The organism is Tateyamaria sp. (assembly GCF_059783535.1).
Genome location: NZ_JBYNDP010000039.1, coordinates 1 through 22,581 on the forward strand (window position 1 = coordinate 1; position 22,581 = coordinate 22,581).

Genomic DNA, 22,581 nt, shown 5'->3' on the forward strand with positions numbered 1-22,581 from the left:
CCGGACGAAGCCGCCGAGATCGTGCTGGAATTCGACGAGACCGGTGCCCAGACCGAAAAGCATCAAAAGCGTATGATGGGCGAGGTGGCCAAACTGACAGCAGGATCCAACGGTGCGCTGGTGCCCGCGGATTACGAGCGTACGGTGCAATCGCTGCTGTCCGGTGGATCGGACCCGGTGATCTCCAAAGCGCCAGAAGGGGCCTGGACGCACCAGATCACGGATAAAGCACTCGGCGGATCATAAAGCATGGCCCAGGTCACCTGAAGAGGTGGCCTGGTTTCGCCGATGTCGGCGACGACTGAGAATTCTCAAGCGAAAAGCAGAACGCCCGTACTAATGTGCGGGAGTTCTTGCAATCGGAGGGAGACAACCATGTCCGTCGCACGTGTAACCGAAATCATTTCAAGTTCGGAGACCAGTTTCGAAGATGCGGTACAACAGGGGGTACAACGTGCCTGCGAGACGTTGAAAAACGTCGAAGGTGCGTGGGTGCAGGACCAGAAAGTAGTCGTTCGTGATGGTCAGATCACCGAGTACCGGGTAAACTTGAAGGTGACATTTATCCTTCAATAGCAACGTCTTGATGTGATCTTTCGCAGGGTCAGAACCCACACTGATCTTTTTTGTCGCAGTGCGTGGACTTGATCAGTGTGTGCTCCATGTCGTGCCCCAACAAAGGGAGTGCGCATCACATGACACGTATGGAAAATCTGCAACCGAACCTCGATGAACAGGCACGTCAGGACGCCCGCTATCACGCAGCAATGGCGTCGATCAATCGGACCAAGATGGAACGGGAACGCCAGGGATACGTCGTGATGTCGGCCGCGATGAACTATGGCGAAGGTGCGCTTGGCGACGGCCGGTTCGGCAAGGTCAGTCACGCGGCAAAGCTGTTCATGATCGCGTTTACATGCGCGTTGCCGGTGGTTCTTGTGTGGGCATATCTGCTGTAGCCCAAGCCTTCGATCGTTCGGCTATCTGATTTCGTTGCGCAGGCGTTAGTGCGTCCAGGCCCCACGCCGGTTGGTCGCAAAGTTCTCACCATAACCGCCGGGCCGGATGTTGGCCTTGCGCTTGTTGGGTTCCTGAACCTGCGCGTCGATGCCATGTTCCTTGGCGTAGTCGAGCGCGGCCTCTTTCGTGTCAAAAGACATGTGTACTTGAGCCTGTGTGTCCGAGGACGAAGTCCATCCCATCAACGGATCCACTGACCGGGCCGACGCTGGTGCAAATTCCAGCACCCAATGCTTGGTCTTGGCATTGCCTGACGACATTGCTGTCTTGGCAGGCTGATAGATACGTGCACGCATTCCATGGCTCCTGATCTGGCTGAAAAACATATCGGGAATTCCGTCCGCCGCTGCAAGATGCGATTTGTCTCAGTTGCGAACAGGATCATATACAAATTATGCATGATGCCACTTCCTTTATCGATTGGATCCTGACCAAGGGGCGCCTCCAAGGGTTGCAGGCGCTGACGGACCAACTTGGACCGCGATTGCGGGCGGTGGGTATCCCCCTGATGCGGCTCCGTGTCGGCATGCGCACGACCCACCCGCTTGTCGCAGCGGTCAGTTATATCTGGGACCCCGGCGGCAACGAGGCCGAAGACAAGGCACAGTTGCGCGCGCCACATGGGATCGAGACGCGCGCCACCTATATCGGCAGTCCGATGGAGATCATTTCCACCAAACAAGCCCCCTATCGTCGGCGCCTCGACGATACGCTCGGCCCGGACGATCACCTCATCCTGCATGAACTCAAGGCACGCGGTGCCACAGATTGGTACGGTCGCACGATGCTCTTTGCCACCGGCAGTTTCGGGATCATCATCTTTGCGGCGGATGGCCCCGGTTTCAGCGATGAAGACATCGCCCTGCTCGACACCATATCCGAGGTGCTGGCCCCGATTGTCGAAGCGCAACGTCATGACCACATGGCGAACGCCATCGCCACAAGCTATCTTGGCCCACGCACCGGCCAGCATGTGCTCGACGGCCAGATCACCCGCGGTGATATCGAACAGATCGAAGCGGCCATCCTGTTCTCCGACATCCGTGGATGGACAGCGCTGAACGCCACGCAGCCCGCCGAACAGGCGCTGGACGTCGCAAACCGATACTTCGAGGTTATGTCGGATGCGATCGACAACAATGGCGGCGAGATTCTGAAATTCATGGGCGACGGCGTGCTGGCGCTCTTCCCATCCGACGGCAGCTCTACCGGTCAGGTTGAGGCGTGCCGTCAGGCGCTCAGCGCCGCCCACGCCGCCCTGGGCATCGCTGCCCTGGCCGAGCTGCCAGTTCCCTTCGGCACCGGTATCCACTTTGGCAAGCTGCTCTACGGCAATGTCGGTGCCCGCGAACGGCTGGATTTCACCGTGCTGGGCCAGTCCGTCAACATCGCCGCGCGGGTCGAGGCGTTCTGCGGCAGGCTGGGTGAACCTGTTCTGCTGTCGGACCCTGTCTCCCAGCTGGCTGGTATGCCTGTGCGGCACGTCGCGATCGAAACGCTCAAGGGCTTGGACGAGCCCATGCGCCTCTTTGCTCCTGCCAATTCCTGACAGCAAGGCGCGACATCCACTTGCGCCCGACCGCCTTTGCGCCAAGTTACCTACATGGCTTACGCGCACACCGATTCCTCCGACCCCGTCACCTACCTCGCCAACCCGGCCGAGGATGTCCGCACGCGTCTGAAACTCGAAGGCGGAAAAGAACTGGTGATGAACACCGAATTCCAGCCCGCAGGCGATCAGCCAACCGCGATCGAAGAACTCAGTGCCGGGATCATGTCAGGCGACCGTGACCAGGTGCTCTTGGGGGCCACAGGCACGGGCAAGACCTACACCATGGCCAAGGTGATTGAGGAAACCCAACGCCCGGCGATCATCCTCGCCCCCAACAAGACACTTGCGGCCCAGCTCTATGGTGAGTTCAAAGGGTTCTTCCCCGAAAACGCCGTCGAATACTTTGTCAGCTACTACGACTACTACCAGCCCGAAGCCTACGTCGCCCGCTCGGACACCTACATAGAAAAAGAATCCCAGATCAACGAACAGATCGACCGCATGCGCCACTCGGCCACGCGGGCGCTTCTGGAACGCGACGACGTGATCATCGTGGCTTCCGTGTCGTGTATCTACGGCATCGGGTCGGTCGAAACCTACGGCGCCATGACGCAGGACCTGAAGGTTGGTAAGGAATACGACCAGCGTCAGGTCATGGCCGACCTAGTCGCCCAGCAATACCGCCGCAACGATCAAGCCTTCCAACGCGGCAGCTTCCGGGTGCGCGGCGATAGCCTCGAAATCTTCCCCGCCCACCTCGAAGACCGCGCATGGAAGCTGTCCTTCTTCGGTGAGGAGCTGGAAAGCATCACCGAATTCGACCCGCTGACGGGTGAGAAAGCGGCCACGCTCGACCACATCCGCGTGTACGCCAACTCGCACTACGTCACGCCCAAGCCAACGATGAACCAGGCCATCATCGGCATCAAAAAAGAACTCAAGATCCGGCTTGACCAACTCGTGGGCGAGGGCAAGCTGCTTGAAGCGCAACGGCTCGAACAGCGGACGAACTTCGATCTGGAAATGCTCGAAGCCACCGGTGTCTGCAACGGGATCGAGAACTACTCGCGCTACCTCACCGGCCGCGCACCGGGCGAACCACCCCCCACGCTCTTTGAATTCATACCCGACAACGCCATCGTCTTTGCGGACGAAAGCCACGTCTCCGTCCCCCAGATCGGCGGCATGTACAAGGGCGACTATCGGCGTAAGTTCACACTGGCCGAACACGGCTTCCGCCTGCCGTCCTGCATGGACAACCGTCCCCTCAAGTTCGAGGAATGGGACGCCATGCGCCCCCAATCCGTCTTCGTCTCTGCGACCCCGGCGGCATGGGAGATCGAACAGACGGGCGGCGTCTTCGTCGAACAGGTGATCCGTCCCACGGGCCTTCTGGACCCCGAGGTCGAAATCCGCCCGGTTGAGATGCAGGTCGACGACCTGCTCGACGAGGTCCGCAAGGTTGCTGCCGATGGCTACCGCACGCTGGTCACAACCCTGACCAAACGCATGGCCGAGGACCTGACGGAATACATGCACGAACAAGGCATTCGCGTCCGCTACATGCACTCGGATATTGACACGCTGGAACGGATCGAAATCCTGCGCGACCTGCGGCTGGGGGCCTTCGACGTGCTGATCGGGATCAACCTGCTGCGCGAGGGGCTCGACATCCCCGAATGCGGTCTGGTCGCCATCCTCGATGCAGACAAGGAAGGGTTCCTGCGGTCCGAAACCTCGCTTGTGCAAACCATCGGCCGCGCCGCCCGGAACGCCGATGGCCGCGTGATCATGTACGCCGATAAAGTGACGGGTTCGATGGAGCGCGCGCTCGCCGAAACCAACCGCCGCCGCGCCAAACAGATCGCCTATAACGAAGAGCACGGGATCACGCCCGCGACGGTCAAGAAAAACGTCGAGGACGTGCTGGCGGGCCTCTACCAAGGCGACACGGACCAGTCCCGCGTCACAGCCAAGATCGACAACCAGATGGCGGGCGGCAACTTGCAAGCCGTGCTCGACGGCCTGCGCGCCGACATGCGCAAGGCGGCTGAGAACCTGGAGTTCGAAGAAGCGGCGCGCCTGCGGGACGAGGTCAAACGGCTGGAAACGGTGGACTTGGTCGTGGCGGATGACCCGCTGGCGCGTCAGTATGCGGTGGAGAAAGCCGTGGACGACGCGCAGAAGGCGTCGGGTCGGTCAACAGCAGGGCGCGCTGGTCAGCGCGGCGGCAATGTGAAGCGGCGTAAGAGATAACTGGAAACATAGTTTTTTCCTGATACTCTGGCGGCAAATTTGTAACTAGGCCGACTTCGAAATGCTGAAATCAATTGCGTCCGTATTCCTATTGATCTCTGTATCGATTGCTTGTGCTGAAACGCCTTCGTCAATTGAAGTGCTTGGAGCCGCGCGAGAAGCGTGTGATCGGAGTAGTTCAGGGTACCGCTTAAGCGCAGCCGGCCAACTCGATGCAGAAGCGAAAGCGGCAATGTTACGAAAGCTCTTCGGCGCGGATATTGGCATCGAAGGTGACGTGTCTATAGAGGCCTGGGATGGTGTTCAGCAGGTGCTGCGCGAACACCAGCTAGCTAAGTCAATAAATGACAATGAATGCGTACGTGAACTTGTGCCGCAGCTTCTGGAATTCGAGCTGCAGAGGTTGCGCGAAAGTAGCAACCAAGGTTCATCAGGGTCACTTAATGCAGTCCTTTCAGACCTGCCGCGCCGAGGTGCGCAACCCTGCTTTGTGCTGCAAGAGCCATCAGACTTCCCGCTAATCATCTACCCCGATATGTGTTTGTCAAACCGCGCGGGAACCGCATTCGCAGTTATTGGACGCGCCGACCTTCGGGTTATGACCTACAGTAATGCGTACGGAGAAAAAGTGTCTTGCTACCCTGGAGATAGGTGTGGCTTTGGATGGAACGATAGCCCAATATTTTCTTTGACGAACCTCAATGGCAACCCAGCTCTCAAGACTATTTGGTGATCCCATGTACCGTATTTTTATTTTTTTGCTTTTCCTATGCATGTCCCAAATGACCCAAGCGCATCAGGTTCCAAACGCAAACCTCTCGCAAATAACGGACGGCGTATTTTCAATGAAAGAGGGTCAATCTCTAGATATTACTGATGAGAACCTCCTAATTACACTGATGGGCGGAGGAGATGGCTGCGTTACGCTTTCGATGAATGGCGGGAGCTCTTGTATCGCAAATGGGCAACGGCTCCATCTCAAAAGTCTTGGAAATGCGCCGTACTACATTCGTGGTATGTTTACGGAAAAGCAGCGGTGTTTCTTGGATGTCTTCAATATCGTTAACGTCAAGGGGCAGCCTGCAGCAGCGGATTTCAGGCTCCTTTGCGAGTAACTTAAGTTCACGGAAGTTAAAACCAAGCACCTGTCGAGGTATTCGGTAAGACATAGAATTTTGGACATGAGCAATCGGGGCTTCCTATTTTTGCATGCTGGCGGCATTGTTGCTTTTCGCTCTTGGCCTTTCAACGTCACAGGTAACCTAACTCGCATCTGTCGCAACTGGGTGCCCTGCTTCGCGAGAATTGGCGCCTGTCCAGTGGTCTCCTAGACGCTCTCGCCCTTTCAAAACACCCCCGCCACCTCATACATCACCGGCTCGAACCGCGTGCATAACCCGGCAATCCCCCGGTTCCGTTCCCGCATCTCCTCTGTCCGCAGCATCGCTTGAAAATCCTCGCGCCGTTGCCACTGCGAGTAATTGGCAATCCGCGTCTGCGCGTCGTTCACATGCAACCCCGCAGCAATGAACCCCGGCTGGTGCGAGATGAAGTCTCGATAGGCGTCCTGCAGCCTGTCCAACAGGTCGGCGCAGGTGCCGGGGGAGCATTCGAAGGTTGTGATAACGGTCTGGCATTCGGTGGCTGGATCGATCTTGGGCATAAGGCACCTCCTGACCATCAGTATAGCAAATCTTTGCGGGACTGGCGCGGGCAGGGCGGCACGCTATGTTCGCTGCATGCGCAGTCTCCTGACCCTCATCCTTTTCGCGGCTCCAGCCCACGCGTGGGAGTTTTCCCCAATCCCGATCTGCACCCTGTCGCACACGGAGCCGACGGCAGATATCGCGGTGACCTACGACCAGGCCACCCGTCTCTACGCCATCGCGGTCACCAGCCCCGAAGATTGGCCAAACGCAACGGCCTTCTCCATCCGCTTTGATGGGGCACAACCCAACACGATCTCGACAACGCGCCACAGTACGGATGCGAATACGCTCACGGTCACCGATGTGGGCTTTGGGAATGTGCTGGACGGGCTCGAATTCAACGCAACCGCCACCGCTTTTACCCAGACCGCGGCAGTCACCGTCTCGCTGACAGGCGCAGCGCCCGAAGTGCAGAAGTTCCGCGCCTGCGCCACCGCACCGGTCGCCTGACACGTCAGGAATACCCGACTACGGCGCGGCCCCTAGGCGTGCTATGATCGCCCGATATTTTAAAGCCCCGCAGACCATCGCGAGGCCCTCATTCAAGGGCTTTCAAATGGACCATATCGTTTTCGGATTTGCATTTACCTTCGTGACAGCACTGGTCGTCATCGCAGGTGACTACGTATTGAAACTGGCCGCCGACGGGAACCAACCCATGTGGTCGGGTCTCGTCATGCTGGGTGTCGTGCTCTACAGCATATCGGCGTTTTTCTGGTTCTATGCCATGCAGCACGTCACGCTGGCGCAAGCGGGCGTGGCCTATTCCATGCTTACGCTTATTGCGCTGGCACTGATCGGTGCGCTGCATTTCGGCGAAACGCTGCACGCCCGAGAGTATGCGGGCCTCGGCTGTGCGCTGCTGGCGATGGTTCTGATGAGCCGCCTGGCCTAGAAATCAAAGATGTCGCCCAGCAAGTCGCCCATGCCCTTCTTCCGCTTCCTGCGGCGAGGGTCATAGTCATGGTCGTCATAGTCCCGTTCCGGCTGTCCACGCGGGGCTTGGGGCGGGGGCGGCGGTGCGGAATAAGCGGCCGCACGCTCGATGATCTTGTCCAGTTCACCCCGATCCAGCCACACCCCCCGACACTGCGGGCAATAGTCAATCTCGACCCCGCTGCGGTCGGTGATGACAAGGGGCGTTCCGTCGATGGGGCATTGCATGTGCGTGTCTCTCCAAATGGCTCCCATCCCATATAGGGTGGGCTGGCTTCCACTGCAGGGCGGATCGGCAAAAAAGGGCGAAAACCCGATCCTAATCAATTGTTAACCAAGTCTGGGCTACGGTCATTCTTTGTTAAGAAAGACCGATGAACCCGTGATGCGCCTTTTCCTGACCCTGTTGCTATTGGCGCTTGCGCCCGGCGCGCGGGCCGGGGCGTGGTTGCAGGAGCATAAGAAGGGCTTACTGTCATACAGCGGTGTCTACGAAGAAACCGGTCGGCTCGATGGAACGGTTTATGTCGAGTACGGACTGCGGCCCAAGCTCACGCTGGGGGCAAAGGTTGATGCGGATATGACGCTGGGGCGGTTGGGTGAGGGAACCGCGTTCGTCTTTATCCGCAAGCCGATCCCGACAGGCGAAAAGAATTACAAGCTGGCCTATGACATAGGGGTTGGCAGCACGTTCGGTCTTGTTATGGAGCCGCTGCTGCGCACCGGATTGAGTTATGGTCGGGGTATCACCATCAAGGATCGTCACGGCTGGGTGGCGATCGATGGTGCTGTAGAGTGGGCCGTAAACGAAGGTCCCAACACGCTGAAGCTCGACTCAACCGTGGGCCTTGCGCTCAACGACAAGTTCAAGGTGATGATGCAGGTCTTTGTCACCAGCGTCGATGGGGATACGTCAGCAACTCTTGCCCCATCGGTGATCTGGCAGCCCAAACCCGATGGGGCAAGTTTTGTCCTGGGTCTTGAGGACGAGGATGGAACCCTCGCCCTCAAACTTGGACTATGGCGGTCTTTCTGACCCTACTGGGTCAGCCGCGGTCCATCCGAACGGTTGCCCGAACCGATCCGCTCATATCTTCGCTGAATTCCAGCGTGAACGCGTCCTCGTTTGACCCGGCCCGTCCACGCGCGACGGGCGCTTCATACTGGCGCTGGTTCGCACTGTTGCGCAAGTCATCGGTCAGCGTGACGGAGTCCACGAACTGGCAATAGCTCTCAAAGGGCAGCTTGTTTTCTGTCTCGACGGTCCAGGTGCGGCTTGCCGTGCTCTGGGTGTGCGAGATGACGAGCGGGTTTTCCGCGTTTTCCCGCACGTTGTGGTACGAGTTGCCCTTGAACCAGACAGAACGGTTCCGATCATAGTCAAGATCGGCAAAGCTGGTGTCGACACGTTCTGCACGGTCAATCTGGCCATTGATGGACTGGAAGCGGTTTCCCGTCACCGTCACGCCATTCAGGAAATGGCCTGCAGCATGCGGTTTGATCACCAGATAGCTGAACCATGGCGCAACACTGCCCGACAGGAACACATTGTCCGTCATGCTGAACGAGCTGAAGGAAAAGCCCGATGTGAACGCCGGCGTGGGGTCACGCTCATTCGTCCATTCGACAAAGCAGTTGTCGACATAGTTCCCGGTGATCACGGTGGCTGTGTAATTGTCCTGCAGGACGGCCCCCGCGGTGCGGACGCCATCCTGCACCCCGTCACCTTGGAAAAAGTGGTTGCCCTTGATCAGGTGGTTCCGACCGGCCAACACCATGAAGTGGCGGAAGCGTGTCGCACGACAATCGCGGATCTTGGCGTCGTTTGAATTGATGTTGAACCCGATCGTTGTGCGGTCTGCGACGTCGAGGGAGTCTTCGGAAGACAGGAACTGACACCGATCCATCAGGAAACCCTGGCACCCACCACCGATGGACGTGATGCCACGATCCTTTGGACGGCTGACAAAGCATTCCTGCAATTCGAATGTCGCCCCGGCCGGGGCCAGCATGATACCGCTGCTCTTTGCGTTACACTGGAACTCGATGTTCGAAATGTTGAACTTCGTCAGCTTTGAAAACCCACCGAAGTCGATCAGGTAGTCAAACCGCTCAAAGGTGAAGGTCTGCGTCCCTTCGGCGTCGAAGAGCGGCGCGTTCAGGGTTAGGGTGCCTGCCCCCACGTTTTTGCTTCGAACATAGACTTCGCGGCCCACACCATTGCCGGTGACAAGCGCGCCGACCGGTATGTTCGCGATGTTGATCACGTTGCTCAACGTGCGGCTGTCGGACGCGCTGTAGGTGGCCTGGCTTGTGACCGTTTCGCTACCCCAACCATCGCCCAGTGCCTCGAACTGTCCGTTCCGGATCACACGGCGGGTGTTGTATTGATCGCGGTTCGGGACAGCTGCTTGCATGTCGATGGGTTCGTACACGGCAATGCGGCGACCACCCATGTCCAGGCTTTCATGATCGACGCCATTCAAAAGGGCCTGGAACGCTTTTTTAAAGGCCAGAGCCTCGTCGCCAAAGGCCTCTATGTAGGTTGGCAGATCATAGCTTTTGCGCAACAGGAGCTCTTTGTCGTCCGGCATGCTCAGCGTGCCTTCGAACTTGACCAATTCGTCCAGCGTCACGTCGTTCTCAAGCCGGAAGACACCTTCCGGAACCAGGATGGTCCGGCCGTTGGCAGCCGCGTTGGCTGCGTCAAAGGCAGCACTGTCATCCGTCGTACCATCGCCCATGGCGCCAAAGTCGCGGACGTCCACAACAGACATGATGTCCCGCAGGAAAACGGATGTGATGTCTTCGATCACGATGTCATCAATGCGGACAATGCCGCCGTTCGGGCCGGTCAGATCCAGTCCGAAATGCCCGTAAACCGCGTCGGCCCCCCATACCAGATCCACACCGGACCGGTTGCCCGCACCAATGATTGCCGAGACCTCGACCACTTCGCCGTAGTTGGTGAGGGTCACGCTGTCTCCGACAGTGTCAACGCCAGGCATCAGGGTCCCATCCTGCAGCGCCGCATAGCCCGCGATCTGAACAGACGGCAGGCTGCCATTGATGACCTTCAGGCGGACGGTCACACGCAGATAGCAACCCGGCAGCAAAGGGGTTTGACCCATATAGCGGACACGCGTGGTGTTCGATGTCTTTTGCAGCTCAAGGCAGCCGCCAAAATCCTGGTCGGCAACGACAAGGGCCGCGTTGGGCGCATTCTCATACGTGTCCGATCCGGGGGTGCCGTCACCGCTCGACCAAACATCCAAACCATCCGCAAAGGCGGGCGGCGTCAGCAGAATGCCATCAGTAATTGCCTTGTTCATCCATTCATCCCTTTTCCGCAGGGGCCGAAGCGGCCCATGTCACGCAGTCAACCTGAACCCAGCCGGAAGGCCCGGCTGTCACGGGCAAGGGAAGTATCAACAAGGGGTTAACGGGCACCGACAGGACCGCGCGGCGCAAGGGGCTTGTGCGCAACGCGGCACCCAATTGTTACAGCGGCTCACATCCATTGCACCGGGGCTGGCATAGCGGCTGTGCGGTCCCGACCTATATTGATGCAAGTGCAGCAAAGCTCTTTGCAAACGCAGCGAGGTGGATCATGCCAAAACAATCCCGACCCAAAGTTGTCATCATCGGAGCAGGCTTCGGTGGCCTGGCCGCAGCCCGTGCGCTCAAACACGCACCTGTCGATATCAAGATCATTGATCGCCGGAACTATCACCTGTTTCAGCCCTTGCTTTATCAGGTGGCGACGGCTGATCTGTCTCCGGCAGATGTGGCATGGCCCATCCGCGGCATCTTTTCGGGGCAAAAGAATGTGTCTGTCGCGCTGACCGAAGTGCTGGATGTGGACAAGGACAACCAGCACGTCATCACGGGCGAAGGACGGTTCGACTACGATCACCTGATCGTCGCCTCGGGCGCGCATCACTCCTATTTCGGAAGGGACGAATGGGAAAGGCACGCGCCCGGTCTCAAGCGGATCATCGATGCAACTGAGATCCGCAAACAGGTGCTTATGGCTTTTGAACGGGCTGAGGTTTCAAATTCAAACGCCGAACAGCGGCGGCAGCTGACTTTTGTGGTTGTCGGTGGCGGCCCCACGGGGGTCGAAATGGCCGGGGCCATCGCGGAACTGGCAAACCATGCGCTTGCCGCAGATTTCCATCGCATCAATTCGCGCGATGCCCGCGTCATCCTGATCGAAGCAGGACCGCGTGTGCTTGGTGCCTTCCCCGAAAACCTCTCTGACAAAGCCCACAGGTCGCTCGAAAAACTCGGGGTCGAGGTGATGGTCAACACCCGTGTCCAAGACATCACTGACGCGGGGGTGCAATTGTCCGACACGTTCATCCCGTCAGCTTGCAAAGTCTGGGGGGCAGGGGTCGCTGTAAAAAACGTGGGGCGCTGGCTTGATGCTCCAACAAATCGGACCGGTCGCGTCGCAGTGACGGACAATCTCAGCCTGCCGGGGCATCGAAATGTCTACGTGATCGGGGACGCCGCCCAAGTCCCTTGGAAAGACGGCTTTGACGTGCCCGGTATCGCACCGGCTGCAAAACAGGGCGGGAAATACGTTGGCAAACGGATCGCCGCGCTGGCTGCAGGCCGCTCGCATGACAAGCCCTTCCGCTACCGACACGCGGGCAATCTGGCCACCATCGGACGCCACGCAGCAGTCATCGACTTTGGCAAGGTGCAACTCTCGGGCTTCGTTGCGTGGTGGCTGTGGGGGATTGCGCATATCTACTTCCTGATCGGCGTGCGCAACCCGATCTTCGTCGCAATGAACTGGTTCTGGTCCTACCTCACCTTCTCGAAAGGGGCGCGGCTGATCACCGGATTAAGCCCATTGCACCAGGACCATGATACTGAACCAGAGACGCCTGTACGTGCAGCCGAGTAACAGCCGTCTGGCGTTGCGACCAAAGTCAAAGTGATTTGCGACAGCTGGCGTGTTAGGTCTGTCTAAGGAGGACGTGGACATGCGCACACAGATCATTGCGATGTGCCTGGTTGCACTGGCGAGCGGCACACAGGCCGACGAACGACCCACCACCATCGAAGACGAATTGGGTATTCTCAATCCGCAGGACACCGGCCGGGAAATGCTGACCCGCAAGATCGAGATGGGGGTCATCGATTCAGTGACCTGCTCTCTGGGCATCAATGTCACCAAGAACGACAATCACGAACTTGCGCGTGAACTCACCCGGAAATGTGCCGAAGCCGGGTACACCAAGGCAATGACCTGGATGAGCCAGCTTGAGAACAATGGCCTGGGCGGCGACTACAACCCGGACGCCTCCGCAGAGTGGGATCGCCGCGCCGCCGAAGCAGGCGACCCGGTTGGGCGGTTCAATCACGGGCTCAACCTCATGCGTGGTCACGGCATTGCCCAGGACGAAGTCCTGGGCCGTCGCTATGTCGATCAAGCGGCAGAAGACGGGCTGGAGATCGCCAAACGTCTGCAAGGCGCCGACTATGATCTGGACGAGGTGACGCCGGATGCGGACAACTGGAAATACGCGCCGCTCTTCTAAAGGCGCTGCTCAGGTGATGTTAAGAAACACCTGCGGAAATGTCTGGCTCAGGCTGTCCTGACCATGTGAACACCCACGTGTCCCCCTGCCGGACATTCTGGACCATATGTGGGCGAAACGCGGCAAGGCACGCCCCACCAGATCGCCGAACCGAAGGAAACAAAAACCCGTTTGACCCGGCAGCCATGTACTGGGCCGCCAAATGTTGACCCGCTGGGTACCCGACAATGGGATCGGGGTGCAGTTCAGTCTCCAGATTGGCGCCGTTCAGATCGTGAAACTCGGTGGCGAAGGACGCGTTCAGTTCTCGATAGGCCGTCACATTGTCGTAGACACCCGTGGCGTGCAGCTCCTGCGTCAAATGCCACCCGACCTCTGATTGCGCCGTTTCAACCCGATCCTGGCCCCATGTCGCATACCACGCGCCGCGCTCTGGGCCGCTGAAACGGTTTCCGGTCTCGCGCGTGTAGCAAAATGCGGCGTTGATATAGGTCCACCCATACCCGTGATGTGCGGTCACCAACTCGTCCGGGTGAACGTCTGCCGGAATGAATCCGGGCAGGCCGCGGCGCGAGGACGAGCGGCCCTCCAGCTCTGCCAGAAAGGCAAGATCATCCTCGTCATCGGCCAACGGGGCCAGTGCAGGCTCATCGATGTATGCGGTTGAGATCAGGCGCGTTGTTGTAGCTTCGACAAAAGGGCGCACCTGAATGTCAGGCACATCACTCACACGCCGCCCCGCAGCGCATCGATGTGACGTCGAACAGACATCATCGCAGGGATGCCCCCAGCAATCATCCGGTCAATCGGGGCCTGTCCGGCAAAGGCCAGACCGGCGTTGGGCTGCTTTGGCCAACCCGCCTCCAGCGGTCCATTGAACAGCAGGCGCAGACCCTTGAAAATGCCGATCAACAGGCTGGCGCGCATCATCTTGTCCTGATCAAGATTGCCCTTGAAGGCTCCCGCCTTCATCCGGCTCCACGTGGCCGTGGGCACATCAAACAATGCGGCGGCCTCGGCATTGGTCAGGGACCACGCTTCTGCAACTCGCACAATGGCTTTGACCACCGTTGCAATGCGCTGCGGGTCGCTCAGCGGGGCGATGATTTGCGGTTGCTCAACATGTTGCGCGGCGTGGATCATAGCGGCACCCTCAAAAGACACGATGATACTTATCATATGATAATGTATATTTCAAGTGTCACTACATCTTCTGGAAGCATGGGTCGAGATCATTCAGATGGTCTCAAATCCCCCGATCGCACCGGCGGCTAGGCCCGATGTCACGCACTCACACCGGGCGCATCCAAAAGCTGAACACCGTTGATCTTCCAACCATCCGCTGTTTCGACCATGCTGTAGGCCAGAAAATGCGTCACGCCGTCCGCATCCTCGATCCGGACGGTCTGTATAAATCCGCCAGCCGCTTCGCGCAGGTCCAGATAGGTCACGTCAGCCGGGCGCCACACCATGGGATAGCCTTGCGTCACCATGCGTCCGAAATTTTCTGGCGTGCGGAAAATGCCCCGGATCGACGGGGCGGCAAAGGTGAAAGCCTGCGCAAAATCATCCGCTTTGAAGGCTTCAATCTGGCTGGAAATCACCCCTTCGATCTCGGTTCCCTGCGCCATCGCAGACCCGGCCAGGCCAGCGGCAAAAACCATCCCCAACATCCACTTGCGCATCTCTCAATCTCCCCTCGGTTTCGCAAAAACCTAGAACGGCACGGAAATTGGGCAATGCCAGAGCGAGAACGACGGCAAGCGCGTCGCCGCCGTGCGGCTTACACGTGCAAAAACCTATATCAGCAAGGACCCCTCAAATGCCTTCAAACAGGGACGCACCGTGTGCATAGCATCAGGGCCGTGGCGTGCAAGCTCCGGGAAAAGGTCGACAAGCTCTGCATAGCAGCTTCTTTCCGCATCGGTGATGTGATCACCGACGAAAAAGCTTTCCAGCAAGGCATTGCCAGAAAACACAATTTCATGTTGCTCGAACATGAAATGGACATACGTCACCGTCTCGTAAGGCTCCCGAAAAATCTGGTCGCCATCACACAAATGCTTTGCGGCGCACAAGACCTCGGGCGAGTGAAACAAGAGCTCGCATTTCCAGCCGGACAGAAGCACGCGATGCTGAGGCGACAACCGAATTGCCTCGTGGTTTCCGATGCTGCCACGCCGGAAATGTATCGGTGCGTTTGAGCCAAGCCCGTTGACCGTCCGCTGTCCGAGCCATTTGATCGGCTGCGACCCGCGATCCAGTGTCATGACGCGATCCCCCAGTGCCAGATGCTCCACTGGCACATCACCATTGGGTGTCCTGATCGGTGTGCCCGCGGCAAAGCAGGCCACTGTGACACTCCCGATGTTCAGATACACAAAGCTGCGCCCATTGGGCAGCGTGACAGTGCCGCCTTCCGATCCGGGAAAGAACGGCGTGAAGGTCGACCCTTCTGGCAGGATCATCGAATCTGTGCCGCTCCCACCTTCGACAAATGTGGTGTTCAAACCGGCAAAGATAACGTCGTCGCCCTCACCACCGTTCAGGTTCCCGCTTCCGTCTTGGGCAAAGAGCGTATCGTTCCCTTCGCCCCCGCTGAGGTTGTTGTTGCCGCCCCCACCCGACAACACGTCGTCACCCTCACCACCATCAATATTGTTGCTTCCAACACCGCCGATCAGGGTGTCGTTCCCCTCTCCCCCGTTCATGCCTCCACCGAGAGTGCCGTCATCCGTGAAGATGTCATCGCCGTCGCCGCCGGTGTAGCCCGACGCATTCAGCCCAACCGCACCGCTGACATTGCTGTTGCCATCATTCCCGACGAACTCGACGAACTGGCTGAATGAACCGGCTGTGAGGTCGGCATCGGAATAGGTGGTGGTGATGCCGGATTCCGTGTCTTCGAAGCTGATTGAGTTGCCGGTCAGTGTGATGTTGATCGTGCTGCTGATGTCCGACGCGTCGATCGTGCTGTCCTGGCCAATGTCCAAACCCGCCCAGAACGCGGCATTGGTGATGTCCGAGTCAGAGATCGTTATGAAAACAGGCATGTCGCACCTCATGGTGTTGCCAAGAAGACGGCTGGCGCGCCAGACGCGCCTTTCACATGTTCGAGCGGTTCAACTCTTTGCCTGCGGCACAACCTTAGCAAGAACCAAAGGGAAGTGCCATTCAGTTGCGCGAATTCCCACCGAGACCTGAAGCAATACGCACGCGTTTTAATCGTGTGGTCCGGACCAGTTCTGAAAACCGGTACAGCTGCCATCCATGGCCAACTTCGGTACGTGCGTAGACCGGTTCAAAACGCCGCATACCCCGCCTGAAAATCCGCATACGCGCCCAGATCATTTCGGGATGCCGGGACCTGGCTTGGGTAGGGTGGCAAAATCCGGCTGGCGTGTGTTCGCGTTTTGGGCCGCCGCGTGCCGAGTTTGCCGTCATGCGCCAAGCCTGCCTTCAACGGCGGCGCGTGCACCTTACATTTTGACAAAGTGGTGTTACGCGAAACAAAACGGATGAGACCATGATCGAACTCAGGTTTGAGGGGGATGTCACCGGAGAAAGGCGGGCCGTTTTCGAACGATCCGCACAGCGTTGGGATCAAGTTGTGAATACCGGCTTCGATCCGATCGACATTGACGGCGAAATCCTGACAGGTGTGCGTATCGATGTGTCGATCCAACCGATCGACGGCGCAAACGGCGTTCTGGGACAGGCAGGCCCGACCATCTTGCGACAGGGGAGTGAATTGCCCCTTGCCGGGATCATGGAATTTGACCAGGCCGATGTCGCCGGCCTCGAAGCCAGAGGCAGTTTCGAAGATGTCATACTCCACGAAATGGCGCACGTTCTGGGGTTCGGAACACTTTGGAGCAGAAAAAACCTGCTCCAAGGAACGGGCACAATGGACCCGCGCTTTGTCGGGAGCTCAGCGACAAGAGAATTTGCGGCATTAGAGTCGCAGGGGGGTAACGCCGTCCCTGTGTCCAACACAGGTGGCGCGGGCACACGTGAAAGCCATTGGCGAGAGTTGGTGTTTGGTGACGAGCTGTTGACCGGCTTCCTGTCGGGCAACGAACGCCCGCTCAGTCGATTGTCAGTCGCCTCGTTCGAGGACCTTGGCTACGAGGTGGACTACAGCAGTGCGGACCCGTTCGTTCTGCCCGATTTCCGGACACTTGCCTTGATGGGGATCACCGAAGCTGTTCGGATTTGCGACCTGTGTAGAATGGGACGAACAGAACCGGTTGTGCATGGTGCGACTGCCGATTGAAGGATAGTCCGCTCAGACACGCGCAGACTGGCAGCTTTGCGCTCAGCTCACAAAAACCATCATCCAAAAGCCTTCTCGAACCACGCTCGGGTCGCATCATTGGCCGGTAGCAAGGTTTCGATACGAAGGTCATCCAGGGTCGCATCGGCACTCATGCCAATTGTGGCAATGAGTGAAAACAGCTCCAAAACCTCCCCGCCGATCTGAAACTTGATCGTGAGCACAGGCGCATTTGGTCGTGTCGCCGGGGTATCCAGCAGCGGTTGCACCCCTTCGATGGCCCTAAGCTCGGCCTGCAAGGCATGGGCCTCCGTGTCATGAGGACGGCGCGCCGCTTCCAGTTCCAGCATCCGCAAGAGCGCGCGCGCTGTCTCATCCCAGTTCACGATGCAATCGCGGACGTTGCCCGGCGCCAGTATTTCTCTCAGAAGATTGGGATCGCCCCGCCCCCCGATAAGCGCAAAGAACCTCTGGGCTGGCTCATTGGCTTTGACCAGGTTCCAAATCCGGTCAATCGACACCGCCGGGTAAGGGGCATGACCTTGCAGGACGTGATCAATCGACATGTCTACGGCTTTCTGCGCGTCATCATCCCAACCGTTCCGCGACGACCGCGCTGCAAAACCGGCAGACAAAAGCATCGCGTCGACCTCGGCCGCAGGCATCTCAAGCGTGTCGGCAAGTTGCGCGATGGCAAAGCGGCTTGGATTGGATCTCCCGGTTTCGAGGAAACTGATGTGCCGCTGTGACATTCCAGACTGCAATGACAGCTCAAGCTGGCTCAATCTGCGCCGGTGTCGCCAGCTCTTCAGGAAACCCGGAAATGCCGGTGCGCTTATGGTCTGATCATGGCTCATACCCAAGCATGCCAGAGGCAGACAGGCAGGTCGATTACCTGCAACGTAATTGAACTGCCTTGCACAATGTTCAGGTTTGTCAGCGCACACCCACTGACGAGAGAGATCGTACCATGGACACCTCAAAGACGGCCCGCACCTTCCTCGGACTCAACGCGATAGTCTCAATTCTTATAGGTGCCGACTTGCTGATTGCACCGGTCCATGCCGCCGAACTTCTGTTTGCCCAACCCTCCGGCTGGCACATCATTTCGTTGCGTGCATTGGGCATAGGTCTCGCGCTCTTTGGGATGTGTCTGTTGTTGATGACAAGAAACCGGTTTCTGACAAAAGGGCAGGTCGTTTTCATTTCCGTGCTGGACTTTGGATGGGTTTTGGCCAGCGCAGTCGTGTTGATCGTCTTTGGTGCGTTTTTTACGGCCTTTGGCAAGGTTGCGATCGTTCTGGTTGCCGGTATCGTGGCCGTATTCGCCATTGGACAGTTGGTCGGCGCGCGCAATATCGTTCCCGGTCTGAGCGACGCATCGGTCACAACCTCCGGCGGGCAAATCCGCGCCAAAGTGAGCCGAGCGGTCGAGGCGCCAGTGGATATTGTTTGGAAAGTGATGAGTGACCATCCGGGCTATGCGGATGTCGCCGACAATCTCTCAAAAGTTGAGGTCGTAAAGGGTGACGGCATGGGCATGCAGCGTGTCTGCTACGGGCCCAAGGGCGAAAACTGGCTGGAAACCTGCAATCTGTATGAGGAAGGACACGTGTTTGGCTTCCGGGTGCACACAGAGGCCGACGACTACCCTTATCCCATATCGGACCTGCACGGCGCATGGTCGGTTGCGCACAACGGCGACGGGGCAAAGTTCACAATTGATATCAAGGCGACGCCAAAAGGGAACGCCTTGGTTCAAACCTTGTTCAAGCTCGCCGCCAGACAGCAATTCAAAGTCGTTCTTGCCGATCTGGCAGATGGATGGGCCGCCCGGATGGAACGTGAGGCGCGAAGCTAGCTTGCGGCGCAAAGTAGAGGCGCGCACCGCCACCGGGCTTACCAGAGCCCACTTCACGCTGTTCGCAACTGCGAGCAGGACCGCCAGCCAAACTTGGCGCAGCCACAGCGAACGACCGCTTCATCCGCCAACTGGCCATAGCTCAACGACCCTTATGTGGACTTCAGGCTGGGTCAGATCAGAACGAAACCCAAAGTCAGGTTTGAGCCAAAACATAATCCTAGCGCCCCGGGCAGTGCCTATAGTTCTTGAAGGTTCCGAGCCGGCACCCAGCCACTTAAGCCGCTCGCCGCTTTGCACAGCACCCATCCGTTCAGCTCACGGCTGGCGTCCAAAACCTCGCCGTTGCGACAAGTCAGCTCCATCGCCAAAAAGTCAGCGTTGGCGAAGGTCTTTTCGGCAACTCTCCGTACCAAGATGTCTGGTATCCAACCTTCCTTGCCAGATTGGTTTTTTTTGCCCAAAGCCAAACATGTCCATCCCAATTGTCGCTCTTGCCTGACAACCAAAACTCTTCGCCGACCTTTAGTACAATTGGGTCTTCGTATGCTGCCACCCAGTCTTCAACTGCGCGAAATCTTCGCATCGGCTTATCTCCAATCCGTAGCGCGTCTTTTGCAAGTTTATACCCCCGACGTCTCCAAGAGTGGCGAATGGTAGAAAGTCCGCACAAGTGGCCATGGACCGAGCGGAGCGCCAATGACAAGTCCGGCTGCGTGCTGCGCAAGGCACATGCAATCATCGCTGCAGCAGTCCGCGTACATCATTTCAAAGCGACTACCGCTACGGTCGAGTAAGTCACGCTGCATCAAACGGCCCCTTGGTTTGTACGCGGAGATCCCAGTTCAACCGATGCCGCGTCATGATGCAATGCGGCAAAGTACAAGCGCGGAATCGATACATTTGCCAGGCTTTCGGAATCCACCTAGTTTCCAGCGGTCGCATCGAACCTATCGTATGACTCTAAAATGACGAAACAACTGCCACTTGAAGCTTTACAACCTGCGACGCCAGACCGGCACGCAAACTGATATCACAAAGTGAAAGCGCTTGCCTTGTGCACTGGACCTTGGTTTTCCAAATTACCTGACGGCGTGTCCTGACATCTTGATCACGGCGTCGCGGGGCACAGCCATGAGCATCTCGCATCGTTCTAGAAGACGTGTATTTTGTCGATCTTCGTTGAACTCACTCTCAACCTTTCGCCGCGCCGCTATGGCCATCTTGGCAGCGTTCTGTGGTGTTTGAACAAGTGAAATGATATTGGCGCAAAACCCTTCCACATCCCTCTCGTCCGAGAGCAGGCCGGTCTCGCCGTGTGAAACAAGCTCCGGTATTCCAGAGTGGCGGGTGGTGCAGACCGGTGTGCCAAGCGCCATCGCTTCCATCAGCGTCACGGGGATACCCTCCTGATCGCCATCAGCTGCGGTAACACTCGGCGCCAGCAACGCATCGGCCTGCGACATGCGTTGCAACACCTCTTCATGGGGCAGAGCCCCCACAAAACTCACACGGCTCTCGAGCCCTGCCAACGCGACCTGAGCTTTCAGTGCTGCCGCCAGGGGGCCTTCGCCGCCAATGTCATAACGCCAATTAATCTCGGGATGGCGGTTGTGCAGAAGAGCAAGTGCGTCAATGGCAACATCAAGGCCCTTCTTTTCAACCAGTCTGCAGACACTGAGAAACTGCAATGCGCCATCGCGGTCGGGGATCGAGAACTGATACCGCGAAACAGGAATCCCGAGGTGATGGCTTTCAACGCGCGGGGCGGGGGCGCCGCAAGAGATCAGCTGTTTCGCGAAGGGCGTGTTGACCGTCAGATGCAGATCCCCTTCGGCAAAGAGGTCCTGGTAGCGCGCCATGCGGTCTCGGCGCAGCTCGACACTGACATCTCGACCGTGAAAGACGGTTACCAATGGCCGTCGCTGTCGCCATCCGCGCTGTGCCCTTGCCACCGCCGCCCCTCGATAGCCGAAGTGAGCGATGACGACATCGGCGTCGACCTGGCGGCGCCAAGCGTCCCGATCCAGCCGCGCCACGAGCCGATCACGAAGCGCAGTCGGAAGACGTTCCAAAAAATTTGTCTTTGGAGACGGCCAGATCACGATACGCACCCGTCGAAGCAACGCCTGATCCTCGGGCGACAAGAGCGTGTCTGCTTCCATAGCTTTGCAGATCACGGTCACATCATGCCCGCTGCGCACGGCATGAAGCACCTGCGAGGTCACGAAAGTCTGCGACAGCGCCGGAAAGCTCGAGACGCAGAAGCTGATCTTCAAGACATGGCTCCGAAGCCTACCGCTTCGTCCGGAATCGGCTGTTCCGGCAGGGCTGTCTCGAGTGTTTGGATGAATGTCCTGTACTGCTCCTCGAAATCCAGCTCGGGTCGGCGCGCATAAGTTACCGCCCGTTCGGACAGAGTGGTGTAGGCGTTCGTGTCGGACCAGAGTTCTCGAAGCGCTGATACCCAATCTTCAATCGGTGCATCATGTGGCAAGACCACACCGCCCGGCCCGATCGCCTGGGGCAGACCGCCCCGGTCGGAGCCGATCACGGGAATGCCGCTGCAATGTGCTTCGGACGCGACCCGGCCCCACGCCTCTTCCCATTGGCTTGGCGCAAGAAGGATCTTTGTTCGCCCGTAGACTTTGGACATGTCGGAGGTTCGGCGCATGAATGTGACGTTCGGAAGGGCGTCGATTTCAGTCATGATTTGCTTGAACTGCTCATCCCAGAGCGTCCAGGCTTCGACGAACAGGAAGGGGATGTCGGGGCAGGCGCGGGCCATGTCCCGCGCTATCTCGTAGCCCTTTTTGGGGTGGATATTGATCAGTGTCACGAACTCGCGCGTGGTATCGCAGCGATATTTCTCAAAATCTATGGTTGGGGTGATCACCGTGCAGTCAATGCCGTAGGCGTCGCGATATGACCGCGCTGTGAAATTGGAATTGGCGATGAAATGCGCGCCTGGAATGGTGCTGACATCGCCGTCGTTTTCTTCAAATTCCACGTTCCGCAGATAAAGAACGACAGGTATGCCCAAGGCTGCAAAAGCATGCCCAAGTGCTGCCGACCGCCGGGTCTGGATCACCACGACATCGGGCCTGAACCTCGCCACGGCAGCTTCGATCCGCACCGGGTCCAACGGCTCCCATGTGCGCATGACTTCGTAGCCTTGCGTCCGGTCGACGCTGAACGGCCTGCCCGTGATCTTGCGCTGGACCTTCATGCGGAACCCGAACACGCCGCGCCCGGAAAACCCGCAGTAGACGGCGGCGCTGTGGCCGTCCGCCATGCTCTGTCGAATGAGGTGATCGGTGCTGTTCTGTGTGCCACCGCTGGCTTCCGGCAGCCATCCGTTTCCACCAGCAAAGAGAATACGCATGACGACTCCTATGTTGTGCGGGTCGCGCCGA

The 22,581-nt window shown here is 58.2% G+C and carries 24 protein-coding genes and 1 pseudogene; 14 read left to right on the forward strand and 11 right to left on the reverse strand.

Going from position 1 to position 22,581, the window contains the following annotated elements; all coding sequences use genetic code 11:
* The 3 genes and pseudogenes from AC6RA8_RS09755 to AC6RA8_RS09765 all read left to right on the forward strand — a co-directional run.
* Positions 1 to 246: pseudogene (locus AC6RA8_RS09755) on the forward strand (ABC transporter substrate-binding protein); the annotation flags it as partial.
* A 129-nt stretch (positions 247 to 375) separates the two neighbouring features.
* Positions 376 to 576, forward strand: coding sequence for a dodecin family protein (locus tag AC6RA8_RS09760; protein ID WP_500352407.1), 201 nt, complete (start codon positions 376 to 378; stop codon positions 574 to 576).
* A 119-nt stretch (positions 577 to 695) separates the two neighbouring features.
* The gene (locus AC6RA8_RS09765) at positions 696 to 959 is read left to right on the forward strand and encodes a hypothetical protein (protein WP_500352409.1); all 264 of its coding nucleotides are present in this window, start codon (positions 696 to 698) and stop codon (positions 957 to 959) included.
* Positions 960 to 1,004: 45 nt separating this feature from the next.
* Here the strand turns inward: AC6RA8_RS09765 and AC6RA8_RS09770 are convergent, their stop codons facing one another.
* On the reverse strand, positions 1,005 to 1,316 hold the full coding sequence (locus tag AC6RA8_RS09770; protein ID WP_500352410.1) for an ETC complex I subunit: 312 nt from the start codon (positions 1,314 to 1,316) through the stop codon (positions 1,005 to 1,007).
* A 98-nt stretch (positions 1,317 to 1,414) separates the two neighbouring features.
* On the opposite strand from AC6RA8_RS09770, the gene AC6RA8_RS09775 reads away from it, so the two are divergent.
* From AC6RA8_RS09775 to AC6RA8_RS09790, 4 genes are all read left to right on the forward strand, one after another.
* A complete protein-coding gene (locus tag AC6RA8_RS09775) occupies positions 1,415 to 2,569 on the forward strand; it encodes an adenylate/guanylate cyclase domain-containing protein (protein ID WP_500352411.1) in 1,155 nt (384 codons plus the stop codon).
* A 54-nt stretch (positions 2,570 to 2,623) separates the two neighbouring features.
* Entirely contained in the window at positions 2,624 to 4,828 is a 2,205-nt protein-coding gene (gene uvrB, locus AC6RA8_RS09780) for an excinuclease ABC subunit UvrB (RefSeq protein WP_500352413.1), read from the forward strand.
* Between the two features lie 61 nt (positions 4,829 to 4,889).
* A complete protein-coding gene (locus AC6RA8_RS09785) occupies positions 4,890 to 5,561 on the forward strand; it encodes a hypothetical protein (RefSeq protein WP_500352415.1) in 672 nt (223 codons plus the stop codon).
* The gene (locus AC6RA8_RS09790; RefSeq protein ID WP_500352417.1) at positions 5,530 to 5,943 is read left to right on the forward strand and encodes a hypothetical protein; all 414 of its coding nucleotides are present in this window, start codon (positions 5,530 to 5,532) and stop codon (positions 5,941 to 5,943) included. The genes AC6RA8_RS09785 and AC6RA8_RS09790 overlap by 32 nt, the downstream gene beginning before the upstream one ends.
* Positions 5,944 to 6,173: 230 nt before the next feature.
* On the opposite strand, the gene AC6RA8_RS09795 is transcribed toward AC6RA8_RS09790, so the two are convergent.
* Complete coding sequence (locus AC6RA8_RS09795; RefSeq protein WP_500352419.1) at positions 6,174 to 6,491, reverse strand: antibiotic biosynthesis monooxygenase family protein; 318 nt, start codon at positions 6,489 to 6,491, stop codon at positions 6,174 to 6,176.
* Between the two features lie 76 nt (positions 6,492 to 6,567).
* Here AC6RA8_RS09795 and AC6RA8_RS09800 point away from each other — a divergent pair, with 76 nt between their 5' ends.
* Both AC6RA8_RS09800 and AC6RA8_RS09805 read left to right on the forward strand, forming a co-directional pair.
* Positions 6,568 to 6,987, forward strand: coding sequence for a hypothetical protein (locus AC6RA8_RS09800; RefSeq protein ID WP_500352421.1), 420 nt, complete (start codon positions 6,568 to 6,570; stop codon positions 6,985 to 6,987).
* A 106-nt stretch (positions 6,988 to 7,093) separates the two neighbouring features.
* Positions 7,094 to 7,432, forward strand: coding sequence for an EamA family transporter (locus tag AC6RA8_RS09805; RefSeq protein ID WP_500352422.1), 339 nt, complete (start codon positions 7,094 to 7,096; stop codon positions 7,430 to 7,432).
* Here the strand turns inward: AC6RA8_RS09805 and AC6RA8_RS09810 are convergent.
* A complete protein-coding gene (locus AC6RA8_RS09810) occupies positions 7,429 to 7,701 on the reverse strand; it encodes a TFIIB-type zinc ribbon-containing protein (RefSeq protein ID WP_500352424.1) in 273 nt (90 codons plus the stop codon). The two genes, AC6RA8_RS09805 and AC6RA8_RS09810, sit on opposite strands and share 4 nt — an antisense overlap.
* Positions 7,702 to 7,858: 157 nt before the next feature.
* Here AC6RA8_RS09810 and AC6RA8_RS09815 point away from each other — a divergent pair, with 157 nt between their 5' ends.
* On the forward strand, positions 7,859 to 8,509 hold the full coding sequence (locus tag AC6RA8_RS09815) for a hypothetical protein (protein ID WP_500352426.1): 651 nt from the start codon (positions 7,859 to 7,861) through the stop codon (positions 8,507 to 8,509).
* Positions 8,510 to 8,519: 10 nt separating this feature from the next.
* Here the strand turns inward: AC6RA8_RS09815 and AC6RA8_RS09820 are convergent, their stop codons facing one another.
* Entirely contained in the window at positions 8,520 to 10,805 is a 2,286-nt protein-coding gene (locus tag AC6RA8_RS09820) for a glycosyl hydrolase family 28-related protein (protein ID WP_500352428.1), read from the reverse strand.
* 278 nt (positions 10,806 to 11,083) lie between these two features.
* Here AC6RA8_RS09820 and AC6RA8_RS09825 point away from each other — a divergent pair, with 278 nt between their 5' ends.
* Positions 11,084 to 12,391, forward strand: a complete 1,308-nt coding sequence (locus AC6RA8_RS09825; RefSeq protein ID WP_500352430.1) for an NAD(P)/FAD-dependent oxidoreductase — start codon at positions 11,084 to 11,086, stop codon at positions 12,389 to 12,391.
* A 79-nt stretch (positions 12,392 to 12,470) separates the two neighbouring features.
* Complete coding sequence (locus AC6RA8_RS09830; RefSeq protein ID WP_500352432.1) at positions 12,471 to 13,028, forward strand: tetratricopeptide repeat protein; 558 nt, start codon at positions 12,471 to 12,473, stop codon at positions 13,026 to 13,028.
* A 19-nt stretch (positions 13,029 to 13,047) separates the two neighbouring features.
* On the opposite strand, the gene AC6RA8_RS09835 is transcribed toward AC6RA8_RS09830, so the two are convergent.
* From AC6RA8_RS09835 to AC6RA8_RS09850, 4 genes are all read right to left on the reverse strand, one after another.
* Positions 13,048 to 13,758, reverse strand: a complete 711-nt coding sequence (locus AC6RA8_RS09835; RefSeq protein ID WP_500352434.1) for an RES family NAD+ phosphorylase — start codon at positions 13,756 to 13,758, stop codon at positions 13,048 to 13,050.
* A complete protein-coding gene (locus tag AC6RA8_RS09840) occupies positions 13,755 to 14,207 on the reverse strand; it encodes an antitoxin Xre-like helix-turn-helix domain-containing protein (RefSeq protein ID WP_500352436.1) in 453 nt (150 codons plus the stop codon). The genes AC6RA8_RS09835 and AC6RA8_RS09840 overlap by 4 nt, the downstream gene beginning before the upstream one ends.
* 104 nt (positions 14,208 to 14,311) lie before the next feature.
* Positions 14,312 to 14,713: a DUF4864 domain-containing protein gene (locus AC6RA8_RS09845; RefSeq protein ID WP_500352438.1), complete on the reverse strand. Its 402-nt coding sequence runs from the start codon at positions 14,711 to 14,713 to the stop codon at positions 14,312 to 14,314.
* A gap of 114 nt (positions 14,714 to 14,827) precedes the next feature.
* The gene (locus tag AC6RA8_RS09850; RefSeq protein WP_500352439.1) at positions 14,828 to 16,081 is read right to left on the reverse strand and encodes a Hint domain-containing protein; all 1,254 of its coding nucleotides are present in this window, start codon (positions 16,079 to 16,081) and stop codon (positions 14,828 to 14,830) included.
* Between the two features lie 473 nt (positions 16,082 to 16,554).
* Between AC6RA8_RS09850 and AC6RA8_RS09855 the strand changes: the two genes are divergently transcribed.
* Positions 16,555 to 17,304: a leishmanolysin-related zinc metalloendopeptidase gene (locus tag AC6RA8_RS09855; RefSeq protein WP_500352440.1), complete on the forward strand. Its 750-nt coding sequence runs from the start codon at positions 16,555 to 16,557 to the stop codon at positions 17,302 to 17,304.
* 59 nt (positions 17,305 to 17,363) lie between these two features.
* Here the strand turns inward: AC6RA8_RS09855 and AC6RA8_RS09860 are convergent, their stop codons facing one another.
* A complete protein-coding gene (locus AC6RA8_RS09860; protein WP_500352442.1) occupies positions 17,364 to 18,161 on the reverse strand; it encodes a helix-turn-helix domain-containing protein in 798 nt (265 codons plus the stop codon).
* A 113-nt stretch (positions 18,162 to 18,274) separates the two neighbouring features.
* Here AC6RA8_RS09860 and AC6RA8_RS09865 point away from each other — a divergent pair, with 113 nt between their 5' ends.
* Positions 18,275 to 19,165 (forward strand): SRPBCC family protein, encoded by an 891-nt coding sequence (locus tag AC6RA8_RS09865; protein ID WP_500352444.1) that lies wholly within the window; start codon positions 18,275 to 18,277, stop codon positions 19,163 to 19,165.
* A 1,082-nt stretch (positions 19,166 to 20,247) separates the two neighbouring features.
* On the opposite strand, the gene AC6RA8_RS09870 is transcribed toward AC6RA8_RS09865, so the two are convergent.
* Positions 20,248 to 21,444, reverse strand: a complete 1,197-nt coding sequence (locus tag AC6RA8_RS09870) for a glycosyltransferase (RefSeq protein ID WP_500352445.1) — start codon at positions 21,442 to 21,444, stop codon at positions 20,248 to 20,250.
* Positions 21,441 to 22,550, reverse strand: coding sequence for a glycosyltransferase (locus AC6RA8_RS09875; RefSeq protein ID WP_500352446.1), 1,110 nt, complete (start codon positions 22,548 to 22,550; stop codon positions 21,441 to 21,443). The genes AC6RA8_RS09870 and AC6RA8_RS09875 overlap by 4 nt, the downstream gene beginning before the upstream one ends.
* Between the last annotated feature and the right edge of the window lie 31 nt (positions 22,551 to 22,581).